The organism is Nostoc sp. PCC 7107 (genome assembly GCF_000316625.1).
GTDB lineage: Bacteria > Cyanobacteriota > Cyanobacteriia > Cyanobacteriales > Nostocaceae > Nostoc_B.
In genome coordinates, this window is record NC_019676.1 from 4679961 (window position 1) to 4695354 (window position 15394).

Here is a 15394-nt window from a genome sequence, read left to right on the forward strand (position 1 = left end):
ATAAACTTAATCAATAGTATCTAAAAGTACTAGAACTATTGATTTTTAGTGGCAACCAAAGTTTTTCTAATCACTTAATTTATGTTTAAATATTGTGACAACTACATTTAAATTAATAATCTGACGAAAGTTAACAACTTCCAGGATGTATTGAGCCAGACCTAGAAACAGCGTGTTAAGACCTGCTCACACCCAACCCCAGAAAGGAAACTTAGTTCCCAAATTCTCCCAGGAACCCTAGCGCCTAAACAATCTTCTGCCAGTCTGGAACCGTGAACAGGTGAACAACAAGGCGCTGGCTTTGAGGAAAGGCAATAGACACATGAAAAATAAAAACTTCATGTGCCTCAAGCGAGAAGCCAAGTTGGCAGAAATTGCCCCTTGCAACTTCCAAAAAGTGTCCTCTTAAGAAAGCAAAATGCCCAAAGCATTAGGATACTGAACCTTGTTAAGTTCACACGCCATTTGCTACAAGCCGGGGAACCCCTCCAACGCAATGGCTCACGCCATTCGCCATAAGCCGGGGAACCCGTCCACAGCGATGGCTCCTGAAGTTGTTGACAGGAGAGACAAAATGCAGCAATTACAAGCTAAATCGCTGGAAATGAGGACACCCCAAGCAACTAAAACCGCTGTTATGGTCATCGGAGGCGCTGAAGATAAAGTTCATGGGCGCGAAATCCTAAGAACTTTCTTTGGCCGTGCTGGTGCTAGTAAGGCTTATATTACAATTGTTCCATCAGCCTCCCGCGAACCCGCTATCATCGGTGGTCGGTATATTCGCATTTTTGAGGAGATGGGTGCTGAAAAAGTTGAGATTTTAGATATTCGTGAGCGGGAACAATGCGAATCCTCCCAGATCAAGGCATCTCTAGAGGCGTGTAGCGGGGTATTTCTGACAGGAGGAGACCAACTACGTCTTTGTGGCGTATTGGCAGACACACCAGCGATGGAAATTATCCGTCAGCGGGTAAGAGGTGGACAGTTAACCTTAGCAGGTACTAGTGCTGGTGCGGCAGTAATGGGGCATCACATGATTGCTGGTGGCGGTAGTGGCGAAACACCAAATCGCTCTTTAGTTGACATGGCAACGGGTTTAGGATTTATTCCTGAAGTAATTGTCGATCAACACTTCCACAACCGTAATCGTATAGGTCGTCTGCTGAGTGCGATCGCCTCTCATCCAGACAGACTGGGAATCGGTATCGATGAAGATACCTGTGCTGTATTTGAACGCGATGGTTGGCTACAAGTCATGGGCAAAGGCAGTGTCACCATTGTCGACCCCACTGAACTGACCCACACCAATGAACCCCATGTTGGTGCTAATGAACCATTGACATTGCATAACTTACGTCTGCATATCCTCAGCTATGGCGATCGTTTCCACTTGTACCAGCGGACTGTATTGCCTGCGGTACACCGGATCTCCAGCTGACGGGATAGAGTATCCGAGGTTACACTGAGTTGATCGCGTATATTTCTAGCGATAGAAAAAATTAACGGAATACCATGTAAACAGAAAAAACTGTTTACCATGAACAGTTTAGCGATCAAATCCAGTAAGAAACTAGAATTTTGGTTCCGAATCTCCATCTACCTATTCCCATGAGAATCCTCAAGATCCAGACCTTACGCGGCCCAAACTACTGGAGCATTCGACGCCACAAACTGATCGTCATGCGCCTCGATTTAGAGAACCTTGCCGAGACACCCTCAAATGAAATCCCTGGATTTTATGAAGGATTAGTTGAGGCGTTGCCAAGTCTGGAGGGTCACTATTGTTCGCCTGGCTGTCATGGTGGTTTTCTGATGCGGGTACGAGAAGGTACCATGATGGGTCATATTGTAGAACACGTAGCCTTAGAACTCCAGGAACTAGCTGGAATGCACGTAGGCTTCGGTCGCACCCGTGAAACTTCCACCCCCGGCGTTTATCAGGTAGTCATTGAGTACCTGAACGAGGAAGCGGGACGCTATGCTGGCAGAGCCGCAGTCAGGCTGTGTCAAAGCATTGTAGATCGCGGCCGCTATCCCAAGGCAGAACTAGAACAAGATATCCAAGACCTGAAAGATTTCTGGCGTGACGCTTCTTTAGGCCCCTCTACAGAAGCAATTATCAAAGAAGCAGAAAAAAGAGGCATTCCCTGGATGCAGCTGGGAGCGCGTTTTTTGATTCAGCTGGGCTACGGCGTGAACCAAAAACGGATGCAGGCAACCATGACTGATAAAACCGGCATTTTGGGAGTGGAACTAGCTTGTGATAAAGAAGCGACAAAGCGCATCCTAGCCGCAGCTGGTGTCCCAGTACCCAGAGGTACCGTCATTAACTTTTTGGATGATTTGGAAGAAGCAATTGAATACGTTGGTGGCTATCCCATCGTAATTAAGCCACTAGACGGCAATCATGGACGAGGCATCACCATTGATATTAGAAATTGGGAAGAAGCAGAAGCAGCCTATGAAGCTGCCAGACAAGTTTCCCGATCAATAATTGTTGAGCGATATTATGTTGGGCGCGATCATCGAGTACTCGTGGTAGATGGCAAAGTAGTGGCCGTAGCCGAACGTGTGCCTGCTCATGTCGTTGGTGATGGTAGATCCACGATCACCGAATTAATTGAAGAAACCAACAAAGACCCCAATCGAGGTGACGGACACGATAAGGTTCTGACCAAAATTGAACTAGACCGCACTAGTTACCAACTGCTAGAACGGCAAGGTCATACCCTCAATAGTGTGCTACAGAAGGGAACTATTTGTTACCTTCGAGCTACCGCCAATCTCAGTACAGGTGGCATTGCTGTAGACCGGACTGACGAAATCCACCCAGAAAACCTTTGGATTGCTCAAAGGGTAGTTAGGAGTATTGGGTTGGATATTGCTGGCTTAGACATCGTCACCACAGATATTAGCCGCCCCTTGCGTGAAGTAGATGGGGTAATTGTGGAAGTCAACGCTGCTCCTGGTTTTCGGATGCACGTTGCCCCCAGTTCTGGGATTCCTCGCAACGTTGCTGGTGCAGTGATGGATATGCTGTTCCCCAATGAACAGTCTAGCCGGATTCCCCTCCTCAGCATCACTGGTACAAATGGTAAAACCACCACAACCCGATTGCTGGCACATATTTATAAACAAACGGGTAAAGTAGTCGGCTATACAACTACAGATGGAACTTATATTGGTGATTATTTAGTAGAGGCAGGAGACAACACAGGCCCGCAAAGCGCCCATCTGATCCTGCAAGATCCAACTGTAGAAGTAGCTGTATTAGAAAGCGCACGTGGTGGTATTTTGCGTTCCGGCTTAGGGTTTGAAGCAGCAAATGTGGGTATTGTGTTGAATGTAGCGGCCGATCATTTAGGTATAGGTGATATTGATACCATCGATCAATTAGCCAACCTCAAGAGTGTAGTTGCCGAAGCCATATATCCTGATGGCTATGCCGTACTCAATGCTGATGATCGCCGCGTGGCTGCAATGGCAGAAAAAACCAAGGCAAACGTTGCCTACTTCACCATGAACCCAGACTCAGAATTAGTCCGCAAGCACATTCAACAGGGTGGAGTAGCCGCAGTTTACGAAAACGGTTATCTGTCAATTGTCAAGGGCGACTGGACACACCGCATTGAAAGGGCAGAACAAATACCATTGACAATGGGCGCACGCGCGCCGTTTATGATTGCCAACGCCTTAGCCGCCGGCTTGGCAGCCTTTGTGCAGAATGTCACCATTGAGCAGATTCGCGCTGGTTTAAGGACATTCCGGGCTTCCGTCAGCCAAACACCAGGAAGGATGAACCTATTTAATTTAGGTACTTTCCACGCCTTGGTAGACTACGCCCACAACCCAGCCAGTTACGAAGCCGTGGGTGCATTTGTGCGTAACTGGAACAATGGACAGAGAATTGGGGTAGTTGGTGGCCCTGGCGATCGCCGTGACGAAGACTTTGTTACTTTGGGTAAACTAGCCGCTGATATTTTCGACTACATCATCGTTAAAGAAGATGATGACACGCGCGGTAGACCACGGGGATCGGCTTCTCAATTGATTATGAAGGGGATTACTCAAGTTAAACCCGACGCACGCTGCGAGGTAATAATGGACGAAACCCAAGCCATCAACAAAGGTTTGGATATGGCTCCAGAAAACGGCCTAGTGGTAATTTTGCCAGAGAGCGTGAGCCGCGCAATTAAGTTAATTAAAGCACGTGGTCTAGTTAAGGAGGAAGTTCCTCTACAAAATACTCCTACAACCACAGAAAACCAAAATCAAAATGGGGTGTCACCTTCCTCGGTGATCAACACATTGTTCTAACCAAAAGACAATAATTCATTTTTCTGCAATAAAGGCGCGATATTTTCGCGCCTTTATTTTTTAACTATACTCATTACTGAGTCTGGTAAAAGGGGGTTATTAGACAATGCAGTTCAGTTAACAGATTTTTACTGGATTGTGTCGGAAAAACCAAGAATTGGGGGATTCTCCCCCATACCCCCGATTGGGGAACGGTTGCGTCCCCCAAACCCCCTCCAAATATTTCTGCGGTTTTTTGCTTAGTCTCTGGAGTTTTTAACTCTATTCAATATTTGGTCTTTCCTATCAAGGTGTAAGTCCTAGATTCAGCAATTCTTGATGATCTGGTTGATCGCTGAAACAGCGCAAAATCTTTCTGAATTTATTTTTGCTGTCCTAGATTATTAGATTCAATTTCAATTCAAAATTGGTGGATTAAGTAGAACGGTGTAAATAAACCGAACTATGTAACAAAAAGTAAAGTGGCTTGAAAACCTCTTCCCTCCTGCCCTTCAGGTTCGGCAGTCCCTCATCTCCTGACGGAGACGCTACGCGAACGACGGGAACCGCAAAGACGGCGGCTACCTCACCTCCTGCCTTGTAATAACGACAATTTTTAACACCTACCTACTTATTCCTGTTCTTTTTCCGAACTCGTTTCATCATTCGGAGTGTTCAATTCTTCCTTAAAACCCCTTAGCGTTTTGCCTAGTGCATTTCCCAATTCAGGAATTTTTTTAGGGCCAAAAATGAGCAGGGCAACTATGGCAATTACACCAACTTCTGGCCATCCTAGTCCAAACATATAGAGTTCCTCTATGTTATTTTTATTTTTTAATCTACTATTCTAGATGAAGAGTTTTGATCAACTTCTCTAGGATGTTGCGTTTTCAATTACAATTAACACTAAATATATAGCATTCTTAAATCATAGATGAATAAAAATATTCCTGACTTATCGCAGAAGTTGGGGATCTAACGTCCTCGCTCTTTCTTGCTTATATTCATCCCAAGATATAGTACTGTTAGTTTTTGAGCTTGCGATTTCATCACAAGCATATCTTCTTCATCTTCTAGTAGTTCTAAAACTTTTTCTAGAGTACTTTCAGGAGCCATGTTTAAATGTGCTGGAATGAGTTTTAGTAACGATTGTCTTTTATTTGAATTTTCCACGTTTCACATCTCTCAATATGAGCCAGTTTATTTATTGGTGCTGAATTGGTATATTTAACCAATCACTTAATTCATTGGCTAACCATGATAGTTCAATTTCTGATAAAACTATACCTGTGTTAGCAAGAAGCGGATATTTTTTTACTCCAATCCAGATATCTAATTGTGCTGACACAATAATTCGATTACCTTCTCCATCTTTAATAAAATGCTGGGGAATATAAACTAACTTAGTGATATTTTCTCTAGGTGATGGTTTAGTCCGATGAAATGTCAAACCTAACAAATTCCGGTGGAAGCTAACTTGCTCATGATCTATACGTAATCGCAAACTGCCAAATAACCCAAAGACTAAGCCCCAGATCATCACAAAGCCAGCACTCCAAAAAGGCAGTGAGAACAGAACAAAGGGAACATTTATCGGAAAAGGTACGGCGATCGCATTGATAGTCCAAAATAAAATAAAGGAATTCCAAGCGATCGCAAATGCACCAGTAAATAGCATTGATGGTTTAAAACCACTGGGAGGAATTCTAATTTCTAGCACATCCCAATTCTTTGTGATTTGAATTTTGCTTCCAGCAGGTTGTTCACTAGTTAATGATATTGCTGCTGGTGTCCGTGCATCATTTAAAGCTTGTAGCGCTACATTTGCATTACTCAAGCGTCTGTCTAAACTAGGCTCAGTCATCCACTTCAAAAACCGACTCAAGCTCGAACGGAGATTAATTGCGGTTTCAAATTGAATCCGAAAATCTTTTTGGGGTAAATCAGCCGGGTGAGTTCCGGTAACTAAATAAATTAAAGTTGCACCTAAGCTATAAATGTCAGATGCAGGTACAGTCCGTCCACCAAATTGTTCTGGTGGCATATAACCGTAAGTACCTACTACCGTTCGTGTTCCATCTTCAGCAGCCAGAACAGTTTGCACCGAACCAAAATCGACTAAATAGACTTGACCGACACTGTTACCAGAACGATCGCCCAATAAAATATTGCTAGGCTTAAGATCACGGTGGATCACAGGTGGATTTAAACCGTGTAGGTAAGTCAAAATTTCTAAAATTGCTGTGGCTATCTGTTTAACTTCAATTTCTGTAAAAGTCTGCCCAGATTTTAAGTATTGCTCTAAAGTTTGGGCTGGGATATAAGTTTGTACTAAAGCGAATCCTTTAATGGTAGGTGAATTTACTTCAAAATAGTCTAAATAACGAGGAATAGCAGGATGTGACAAAGATTTTAAAGTTTCGGCTTCACGCTCAAATAACTTGAGATCATCCCATTCAAAGTCACTGCTAAAAGAGAGTAACTTAATGATGACTAATGCTTGAGTTGTTAAATCACGAGCAACAAAAGTCCGCCGCCCTGCTTTTTTGCCCAGTTGCTGTTGAATTTCGTAGCGTTCGCCTAATATTTGCTCAGGGATCATGATTACTTATGACGCTACATCGCAAAAATTCTTATAGTTTATGGTTTATCCCATTAGACAAACCAATATCTTTAGTATAAATGTGTGTCTCTATGCCTTCCCAACATTGGCCTTATGTTACCCCTGGTATACCGGACGAATTATTCGAGCAATTACCAGGAATTCCCTTCAGCCAGCGAGAAGTGCGGCTGTTGTTGATTGCTCAACTCCGACTAAAACCTGATTCCGTATTTTGGGATATTGGCGCAGGAACTGGTACTATCCCGGTAGAAGTTGGCTTATTGTGTCCCCAAGGCAAGATTATTGCTGTAGAACGAGATGAAGAAGTAGCCAACTTAATTAAGCGTAACTGCGATCGCTTTGATGTCAAAAATGTTGAAGTTCTGGAAGGTAGCGCCCCAGAATGTTTACATGAAATTAAAACAGTACCTCATCGCGTTTGTATTGAAGGGGGACGAGCTATCCAGGAGATTTTACAAGCAGTATGGGATTATTTGCCACCATCAGGGCGAGTCGTCGCTACAGCTGCTAATCTAGAGAGCTTGTATGCTATTTCTCAAAGCTTTTCGCAGTTGCAAGCCAGAAATATTGAAGTTGTTCAATCTGCTGTGAATCGCCTGGAGACACGAGGCTTTTCTCAGACTTTTACAGCAGTTGATCCCATTTTTATCCTCAGTGGTGAGAAACTAGACTAAATCTAAAGTCTGAAGTATCAAGTATGAAATTAACACTTTACACTTCAGACTTCATACTTCAACATTTCATACTTACTTCTATGCCTTGGTCTCGAATTATTAGTGCAATTATTGCGATCGCTCTTGCTTTGGTAGCCACCCTGTTAGGCGGTTGGTATTTTACCATTGTGATTGCTGTCAGCATCTTTTTGGGTCAATTGGAATATTTTAATTTAGTACAAGCTAGAGGCATTGTCCCTGCTGCGAAAACTACCTTATTTGTCAGCCAAGCCTTGCTGATAATTTGTACAATGGACGGCAGTTTAGCTGATGCGGTACTACCTCTGGGTGGAACTTTTATTTGTTTTTATCTCCTATTTCAGCCAAAGATGGCGACAATTGCTGACATTTCCGCTTCGATTATGGGGTTATTTTATGTAGCTTATCTGTCGAGCTACTGGGTAAGATTACGAGGCATTGGGAGTGCAGCCGTTAGCAATATTCCCTTACAAGGTTACTGGCCTAATTCTTGGACTGATATTTTAGACCAAAAAAATTTAGTCGCTTTACCACCAGGATTCACACTAACAATACTGGCGTTCTTATGTATTTGGGCAGCAGATATCGGTGCTTATGTAGTTGGTAAATTCTTCGGTAAAACTCGCTTGTCAGACATTAGCCCGAAAAAAACTGTGGAAGGCGCAGCATTTGGGATAGCAGCCAGCGTTGCTGTTGCCATAGCAGGATCTTATTATCTTCAGTTACCCCAATTTCTCTTCACAGGCGCAGCTTTGGGTTTACTGATTGGTATTGCTAGTCTGTTAGGCGATTTAACTGAATCTATGCTGAAGCGCGATGCTGGAGTAAAAGACTCTGGACAACTGATCCCCGGTCATGGTGGAATTTTAGACCGCACAGACAGTTACATTTTTACAGCCCCTTTGGTCTACTATTTCGTTACCCTGTTATTGCCGCTGATTAGGTGAAGGCACAAGGTATAAAAAATTTTACCCTTCATATTTTTATGGATTCACGTTAATCTTACCGCGACAAACTAATTGCGGCGGGATCACGCTGAGTTCTTGTATTTCCACATCAGAACCTAAATCTAGATGGTAATCTTCGTTACTTGCAACTAGTGGCGAACTATTTTCTAAAACTTGAATCTGTGATAACCGTAATTCTCGATTACTAACTAAATTTAAATTTAAAGATATTTCCAGAGGTGTATTGTCACTTGGACATGTTAGTATAGCAGCCAGAATTATTCGATGATTCTCCAAAATAATTTTTTCCCAAGCTATTTGCTTGGATTTTAGGCAGTGTTCTGGTAAAAGTTTAACCAGTACTTCATTTAAAGCAGTCGATAATAGTTCGGATGAGACGGAACTGTTGAGATCTTTCTCATTTACGATTAGTTCGCCAACCACTGGTACTGTTGCCAACAGTCGTAAGGGCTGGCCTTTCAGTACTGCGCCTATGTTGACCTGAATATTCTCCGCTACGAGGTGAATTCGTGTAATATGGAGGCCTTGATAGACTGCATCGTTTGCAGAAATAGAAACCCAAGGAATACGACCAGAGAGAAGTTGGCGATCGCTCGCTTTAATATCCACCTCTAACTGGGATACATGACTCACTTGCGCTCTTAACCAGAGTTTAACTGCGGTTGTGAGGACATTGGTGATAATTCGTATTTTATTTGCACCCTTTGCTTGGGAATTTTTTTCAGGCATGGAAATATTTTGTTGATGAGTTATGGCACATCAACTAACTAAACTGAAACAAGCCTTAAATGTAACATTTATGGCGATTCAGTACAAAATGCAAATATTATTATTATTTAAAGGTTGAATAAAGAATAAGTAATTACAGCATGGAGGTAAGGTTACAAAAAGCTCTGTCTCAGTTAGGTATTGCCTCACGGCGGGAAGCCGAAGAAATGATTCGGCAATCGCGTGTGCAGGTAAATGGAGTATCAGCAAATTTAGGTCAAAAAGTTGACACACAAAAAGATGCGATCGCTATTGATGGCAAATTAATTTCTGCCGCAGAACGTCCCTCTTTAATATATTTGCTGCTACACAAACCACCCGGAGTAGTTTCCACTTGCAATGATCCTCAAGGCAGAAAAACTGTTTTGGATTTACTACCCAAAGAGTTACGTACAGGTTTAGGAATTCATCCTGTTGGTCGTCTAGATGCAGCGTCTACAGGCGCATTAATTCTCACCAATGATGGAGAACTCACATTTGGACTCACCCATCCAAGTCATAGTATTGCTAAGACTTATCGTGTTTTGGTCAAAGGCCATCCTTCACCAGCAGTAATCGAAAAGTGGTCTCAGGGTGTGATGTTAGATGGCAGAAAAACGCTGCCTGCTCAAGTAAATCTTATAGAAAGTTTTGCGGTAAATAGCTGTTTAGAAATAGTGTTAAAGGAGGGCAGAAATCGCCAAATTCGTCGCGTAGCCGAGATTTTGGGACATCCAGTTATTGAGTTACATCGAACTGCTATAGGCGCAATTAAATTAAAAAACCCCAAAGAAATCTTTTTACGTGAAGGTCAATATCGTTCTCTAAAAGATGAAGAAATTCGCTTTTTGCAAAAGAGCATTAAGCACAAAACTATTAAAGACTCAGCTGAGGTAAGGAGCGTAGCAAAAGCATGAAGTGGTTTAAGGTTAAAAGAAAAAACAATCAGCCGCCAACACTCACTCTAGAAGAACAACGTGCCGAAAAATTGAAAGAATTGGGCGCTCAACTTTGGGCAGCGCGTCAAGAACGGAGTTTGTCTCTAGAAGAAATGATGGTGATTACCAAAATCTCGCGGCGGCTGTTACAGGCGATAGAAGAAGGTAATCTCGAAGATTTGCCAGAACCTGTTTACATTCAAGGCTTTATTCGGCAATACGCCGACGCGTTAGGTTTTAACGGTGCAGAATTTGCTAAGGCTTTTCCTGTGGCTGCTATGTCAGTTGCTACCACAGCGCCTGTTTCTGTTAATAGGTCGATGAAACTACTACGACCAGTTCATCTTTACTTGCTGTATATATTTGTAATTATTTGCTCTGTTAGCAGCTTGTCTAAAGTATTAAGCAGTGCGGAATTGAGTGCTGATAATAATCAGTCACAACCAGAAAAGGTTTCACAACCAGCGCCTAATTCTGAACCAGAAAATACAAAGGCGGAGTCTGTAAGCGACAATCAAGAAAATCAAACTGTACAGATTGGTGTCACCTTGAAGGCAGCATCTTGGATTCGTGTCATTGCTGATGGTAAAACCGAGTTTGAGGGGGTTTTACCAGAGGGAAGCCATCGCGTTTGGAAAGCGCAAGAGCAACTGACAGTGAAAACTGATAATGCTGGTAGTGTGATGATGAGCGTTAATCAAGAGGAAGCAAAGCAAATGGGAGAACCTGGGAAACCGGAAGAAGTGAAGATTGCTGCGGCTAAACCTCAATCTTAATCACGATGAGGGAGCGAAGCGGCTGGGGATATAAGGTGCAGGGAGCAAGGGGGAATATTTTCTCCCTTGCTCCCTGCCCCCTGCTCAATTTCCCTCATTTTTGTTGAGGAGCACGACCGTATAATTGGGTGAGAGTTTTTAAGCGATCGCTTACTTCTCTGGTAAGTACATCTGAATGATAGCGCCACCCCCAATTACCTTCAGCCACACTAGGGAAATTCATCCGCGCATCAGTTGCTAAGCCTAAAACATCCTGCAACGGAATAATTGCTTGATTAGCAACGGAACTTAAAGCCAGACGAATTAAATCCCAATGCACACCTTCAGGACTAATACAACCTAAATAAAGTAAAAAGTTGCGTTTTTCGTAATCATTAGCTTTGTCAAACCAGCCCACTGTTGTGTCATTATCATGGGTTCCGGTATAAACTACGAAATTCTGCGAGTAGTTAAAAGGTAAAAATGGATTACCGGGATCAGAACCAAAGGCGAACTGTAACACCTTCATCCCCGGAAATTCATATTTGTCGCGGAGTGCTTCTACTTCTGGCGTAATTACTCCTAAATCTTCAGCTAAGACAGGTAGTTTACCTAGAGCTTCTTTAATAGCATCAAACAATTCTTCCCCAGGCGCTTTCACCCACTCGCCATTAATCGCAGTTTCTTCACCTTGGGGAACAGCCCAATAAGCTTCAAATCCTCGAAAGTGGTCAATGCGGATTACATCTAAATAATCCAACATCGCTTCAAAGCGACCTATCCACCACTTAAAGTTCTGTTTTTGCAATTCCTCCCAGTTGTAAACCGGGTTGCCCCACAATTGACCAGTAGCACTAAAATAATCTGGTGGAACTCCGGCCATTAGTTTCGGTTCTCTGGTTTCTTCATCCAGACAAAAGATTTCGGGATGCGACCACACGTCAGAGCTATCTTGAGCTACATAAATGGGAATATCGCCAATAATTTGAATACCGCTCATATTGGCATAAGCTTTGAGTTCCGACCATTCGCGGAAAAATTCAAATTGGATGAATTTGTAATAAAAAATTTCCGCATTTAACTGCTGTTTTACTTGCTCAATTGCGGCTGGTTCACGCTTGACTAGTGCTGCTTCCCACGTATGCCAGCTTGTCCCCTCATTCGCATCTTTCAGCGCCATAAATAAGGCATAATCATCTAACCAATAAGCTTTGCTGTCACAAAAACCGGCAAATTCAGTTTGTTGTAGAGGTGTTGCTTGGTTTTGAAAATTTTTGCAGGCTTTTTTGAGCAGTGGAGTTTTAATTGCTATAACTTTGTCGTAGTCTACCTGAGAATTGTTAAATTCTGGCAGGTTAGCAAAGTCTTCGTCTGATAGTAAACCTTTTTCTTGCAGCTTTTCAGGGCTAATGATGAAGGGATTACCCGCCATTGCAGAATAAGCAGCGTAAGGAGAATTACCATAACCAGTTGGCCCCAAAGGCAAAACTTGCCAATATTGCTGGTAGCTTTCTCTGAGAAAATCAATAAACTTATAGGCTTCTAAGCCTAAATCACCAATACCAAATCGGCTGGGGAATGAGGTAGGATGCAGCAAAATGCCGCTGGATCTGGGAAAAGGCATATTTATTTAATTTCAAGTATAAGTCTGAAGGACACGCTGGGCGATCGCATTGAATCTACCATAGAACAGGAGGTTTATCTTTTGTCCTTGGTCATTTGTCATTTGTCCCTGGTTAATGATCTAATGAATGACTAATGACTCTTGACTATTGACTATGAATTACCGTAATCCTGCTCCGACGGTTGATATCATCATCGAATTAATTGACCGACCACATCGGCCAATAGTGTTAATTGAGAGGCTTAATTCCCCTTTTGGTTGGGCAATTCCCGGTGGTTTTGTGGACTATGGCGAACCTGTGGAAGTAGCTGCAAAGCGGGAAGCGGAGGAAGAAACAAGTTTGCAGGTGGAGTTAATTGAACAATTTTTGGTATATTCTGACCCCAATCGTGATCCCCGTCAGCATACGATTAGTATTGTATTTTTGGCTACCGCTACAGGAGAACCAAAGGCGGGAGATGATGCCAAGGGTATAGGTGTTTTTGAGTCTTGGCTTGTACCAAATAATTTATGTTTTGATCATGACCGCATTCTGCGGGATTATTGGCGTTATCGGCATTATGGTATACGTCCCAGGCTAGGGATTTAACGAACCACAGAGGCGCAGAGGACGCAGAGAGAGGAATACTGGTGGCACAGAATCCTTGCGATTATACTGTGTCAGTGGTATTTGATGGTGCATTATGGATGCTGAGGAACTGTTAGAAAAATATGCCGCAGGGGAACGAAAATTTCATTCAGTAAATTTGAGTGAAGAAAATCTTCAAGGCTTAGACCTTAGTGAGATAGATCTATACAATTCAAATTTAACTGGATCTGATTTAAGTGGGACAACCTTAAAAAAAGGAAACTTTAATAGTACAAATCTTACTAAAGCATCTCTTAAAAATACAAAGTTAAATTCAGTCAGCGCTTCTTCAGCAACATTTTATTGGACAGACCTTAATGGTGCTGATTTAAGTTGGTCAAATCTTAGTAGTGCTAATTTAAATTATGCGAACTTAGAACAAGCGAAGCTGACAGGTATAAATCTAAGTAGCGCAAAATTAATTTATGCAAATCTAGATACAGCAGATTTAAGTGGAGCCAATCTCAGTAGTTCAGACCTAAGTGTAGCTTCATTAGTTGGAGCTAATTTAAATAAAGCTAACTTAAGTAAAGCCGATTTAGGTGATGCTTATTTAATGGAGTCTGATTTTACTCTAGCAAATTTAACTGAGGCAACATTGATAGGTGCTAAACTGCAAAACGTTAAATTTCACAGAGCAAACCTATACCAAGTGAATTTATCAGGGATGAACTTAACTGATGTAGACTTTACAGCCGCATCTCTACAAAGTACAAACCTTATAAAATCAAGGCTCCAAGGCGCTAATTTAGAAAGAGTGAATCTGCGAGGGGCAAATTTAACGAACGCAAATCTGGATGGAGCAAATTTGAGAAGGGCTGACTTAACTGGTGCTGATATTTATGGAGCCAGCTTTATAGATGCTGACCTAACTGGTGCGATAATGCCTGATGGAGAAATTTACAAACCGATCGCCTCTGAGGTAGAAATCGGTAAACAGGTAGTATCGTTAGAAAAAGTAATATCTATGACACGACAAGTTATTAATACTGATCAAGCACCTGCACCAGTGGGGCCATATAATCAAGCGATCGCAGCTTCTGGTCAAATGATATTTGTAGCTGGACAAATTGCGATCGATCCCCGGTTGGGTGATGTTGTTTACACTGATGATGTAAAAAAGCAAACTGAGCAAGTATTAGCAAATTTAGAAGCAATTTTAAAAGCTGCTGGGGCGACTTTTGCTGATGTTGTTAAAACAACTGTATTTTTAGCTGATATGAATGATTTTGCGGCTGTAAATGCGATTTATGCTAAATACTTCCCTGAAGATACAGCCCCAGCGCGTGCTTGTGTTCAAGTATCGCGTTTACCTAAAGATGTGCTGGTAGAGATTGACTGTATCGCAGTTGTTTGAAACTAGTTGATTAGCAATAGTAACACTATTGGATTTGTGAAAATTGCGCTTGTTCAGATCCCCGACTTCTCAAAGAAGTCGGGGATCTTGTTTCTCTCGGAGGTTTTAAAAGGCGCGTGTTACTTACTCATAAGTATAGCGATCGCGCGGTAGGGGTTTTGTTAAAAATCTTGCCAGCCATGCTAAAGCAATTATCCATAAACCGACAGATATTGGTCTGATTTGATTTTGCAATTGCAAAATTTCTACATCACTAAAACTACGATTGAGGAGTTGGAATGCAAAAAGAAAAGCTACCACCCAAATAATTATTCCAATCGGAGTTATTATTGCTAATAATTTAACTGTTTTACTTACTTTTCTATAATTTTGCCAGCGTAAAGCTATCCAACATCCAAGTACTTCTCCAATCCACCAGCCTAAAAATTGACCCACTAAAGGTGGTATAATACCTTCTAATTCGGCATTAGGCATAAATTTAATTACGTATTCTCTACCTAAATAACCGCCCAAATATAAAAGTATAACTGCACCGATAAAACTACCAATAATTGCTGCCAAATATCCGCTTTTGCTGTTTCTAGATAACTGCATATTGACCAGAGCCGCGATAATTAATAATGAATTAAGATTGTTAGTAATTGAACAACGGAATTAAGAGGCAATTTTCCTTGCTCAATACAAAATAAGTTTCACTATCCTATTTAATTTGTGCGTGCAAATTATCTAGGATGGCTATAGATCCAATATTAATTAAGCAGTTTCC

At 42.1% G+C, this 15394-nt stretch carries 14 protein-coding genes; 8 read left to right on the forward strand and 6 right to left on the reverse strand.

The annotated features are described in order from the left end of the window. Nucleotides 1-574: 574 nt before the first annotated feature. Both NOS7107_RS19965 and cphA read left to right on the forward strand, forming a co-directional pair. Nucleotides 575-1438 (forward strand): cyanophycinase, encoded by an 864-nt coding sequence (locus NOS7107_RS19965; protein ID WP_015114755.1) that lies wholly within the window; start codon nucleotides 575-577, stop codon nucleotides 1436-1438. Between the two features lie 170 nt (nucleotides 1439-1608). Beyond that, a complete protein-coding gene (gene cphA, locus NOS7107_RS19970; protein WP_015114756.1) occupies nucleotides 1609-4317 on the forward strand; it encodes a cyanophycin synthetase in 2709 nt (902 codons plus the stop codon). A gap of 610 nt (nucleotides 4318-4927) precedes the next feature. On the opposite strand, the gene tatA is transcribed toward cphA, so the two are convergent. From tatA to NOS7107_RS19985, 3 genes are all read right to left on the reverse strand, one after another. Continuing rightward, a complete protein-coding gene (gene tatA, locus NOS7107_RS19975) occupies nucleotides 4928-5101 on the reverse strand; it encodes a twin-arginine translocase TatA/TatE family subunit (RefSeq protein WP_015114757.1) in 174 nt (57 codons plus the stop codon). Between the two features lie 170 nt (nucleotides 5102-5271). Beyond that, nucleotides 5272-5412, reverse strand: a complete 141-nt coding sequence (locus NOS7107_RS19980) for a hypothetical protein (RefSeq protein ID WP_157374095.1) — start codon at nucleotides 5410-5412, stop codon at nucleotides 5272-5274. Nucleotides 5413-5500: 88 nt separating this feature from the next. Further along, nucleotides 5501-6898, reverse strand: coding sequence for a serine/threonine-protein kinase (locus NOS7107_RS19985; RefSeq protein WP_015114759.1), 1398 nt, complete (start codon nucleotides 6896-6898; stop codon nucleotides 5501-5503). A 92-nt stretch (nucleotides 6899-6990) separates the two neighbouring features. Here NOS7107_RS19985 and cbiT point away from each other — a divergent pair, with 92 nt between their 5' ends. Further along, nucleotides 6991-7593, forward strand: coding sequence for a precorrin-6Y C5,15-methyltransferase subunit CbiT (cbiT, locus tag NOS7107_RS19990; RefSeq protein WP_015114760.1), 603 nt, complete (start codon nucleotides 6991-6993; stop codon nucleotides 7591-7593). A gap of 80 nt (nucleotides 7594-7673) precedes the next feature. Continuing rightward, nucleotides 7674-8558 carry a phosphatidate cytidylyltransferase gene (locus NOS7107_RS19995; RefSeq protein ID WP_015114761.1) on the forward strand — a complete coding sequence of 295 codons (885 nt, stop codon included), beginning with the start codon at nucleotides 7674-7676 and terminating at the stop codon, nucleotides 8556-8558. A 36-nt stretch (nucleotides 8559-8594) separates the two neighbouring features. Here NOS7107_RS19995 and NOS7107_RS20000 read toward each other — a convergent pair whose 3' ends face one another. Further along, nucleotides 8595-9308 carry a DUF2993 domain-containing protein gene (locus NOS7107_RS20000; RefSeq protein ID WP_015114762.1) on the reverse strand — a complete coding sequence of 238 codons (714 nt, stop codon included), beginning with the start codon at nucleotides 9306-9308 and terminating at the stop codon, nucleotides 8595-8597. Nucleotides 9309-9448: 140 nt separating this feature from the next. Here NOS7107_RS20000 and NOS7107_RS20005 point away from each other — a divergent pair, with 140 nt between their 5' ends. Both NOS7107_RS20005 and NOS7107_RS20010 read left to right on the forward strand, forming a co-directional pair. Then, nucleotides 9449-10243, forward strand: coding sequence for a pseudouridine synthase (locus NOS7107_RS20005; protein ID WP_015114764.1), 795 nt, complete (start codon nucleotides 9449-9451; stop codon nucleotides 10241-10243). Beyond that, nucleotides 10240-11040: a RodZ domain-containing protein gene (locus NOS7107_RS20010; protein WP_015114765.1), complete on the forward strand. Its 801-nt coding sequence runs from the start codon at nucleotides 10240-10242 to the stop codon at nucleotides 11038-11040. Before NOS7107_RS20005 ends, NOS7107_RS20010 begins: the two co-directional genes overlap by 4 nt. A 94-nt stretch (nucleotides 11041-11134) precedes the next feature. On the opposite strand, the gene malQ is transcribed toward NOS7107_RS20010, so the two are convergent. Beyond that, nucleotides 11135-12643: a 4-alpha-glucanotransferase gene (gene malQ, locus NOS7107_RS20015; RefSeq protein ID WP_015114766.1), complete on the reverse strand. Its 1509-nt coding sequence runs from the start codon at nucleotides 12641-12643 to the stop codon at nucleotides 11135-11137. 154 nt (nucleotides 12644-12797) lie between these two features. Between malQ and NOS7107_RS20020 the strand changes: the two genes are divergently transcribed. Beyond that, nucleotides 12798-13232, forward strand: coding sequence for an NUDIX hydrolase (locus NOS7107_RS20020; RefSeq protein WP_015114767.1), 435 nt, complete (start codon nucleotides 12798-12800; stop codon nucleotides 13230-13232). Nucleotides 13233-13326: 94 nt separating this feature from the next. Continuing rightward, nucleotides 13327-14628 carry a Rid family detoxifying hydrolase gene (locus NOS7107_RS29740; protein WP_015114768.1) on the forward strand — a complete coding sequence of 434 codons (1302 nt, stop codon included), beginning with the start codon at nucleotides 13327-13329 and terminating at the stop codon, nucleotides 14626-14628. 123 nt (nucleotides 14629-14751) lie between these two features. Here NOS7107_RS29740 and NOS7107_RS20030 read toward each other — a convergent pair whose 3' ends face one another. After that, nucleotides 14752-15222, reverse strand: coding sequence for a hypothetical protein (locus NOS7107_RS20030; protein WP_015114769.1), 471 nt, complete (start codon nucleotides 15220-15222; stop codon nucleotides 14752-14754). Nucleotides 15223-15394 lie beyond the last annotated feature (172 nt).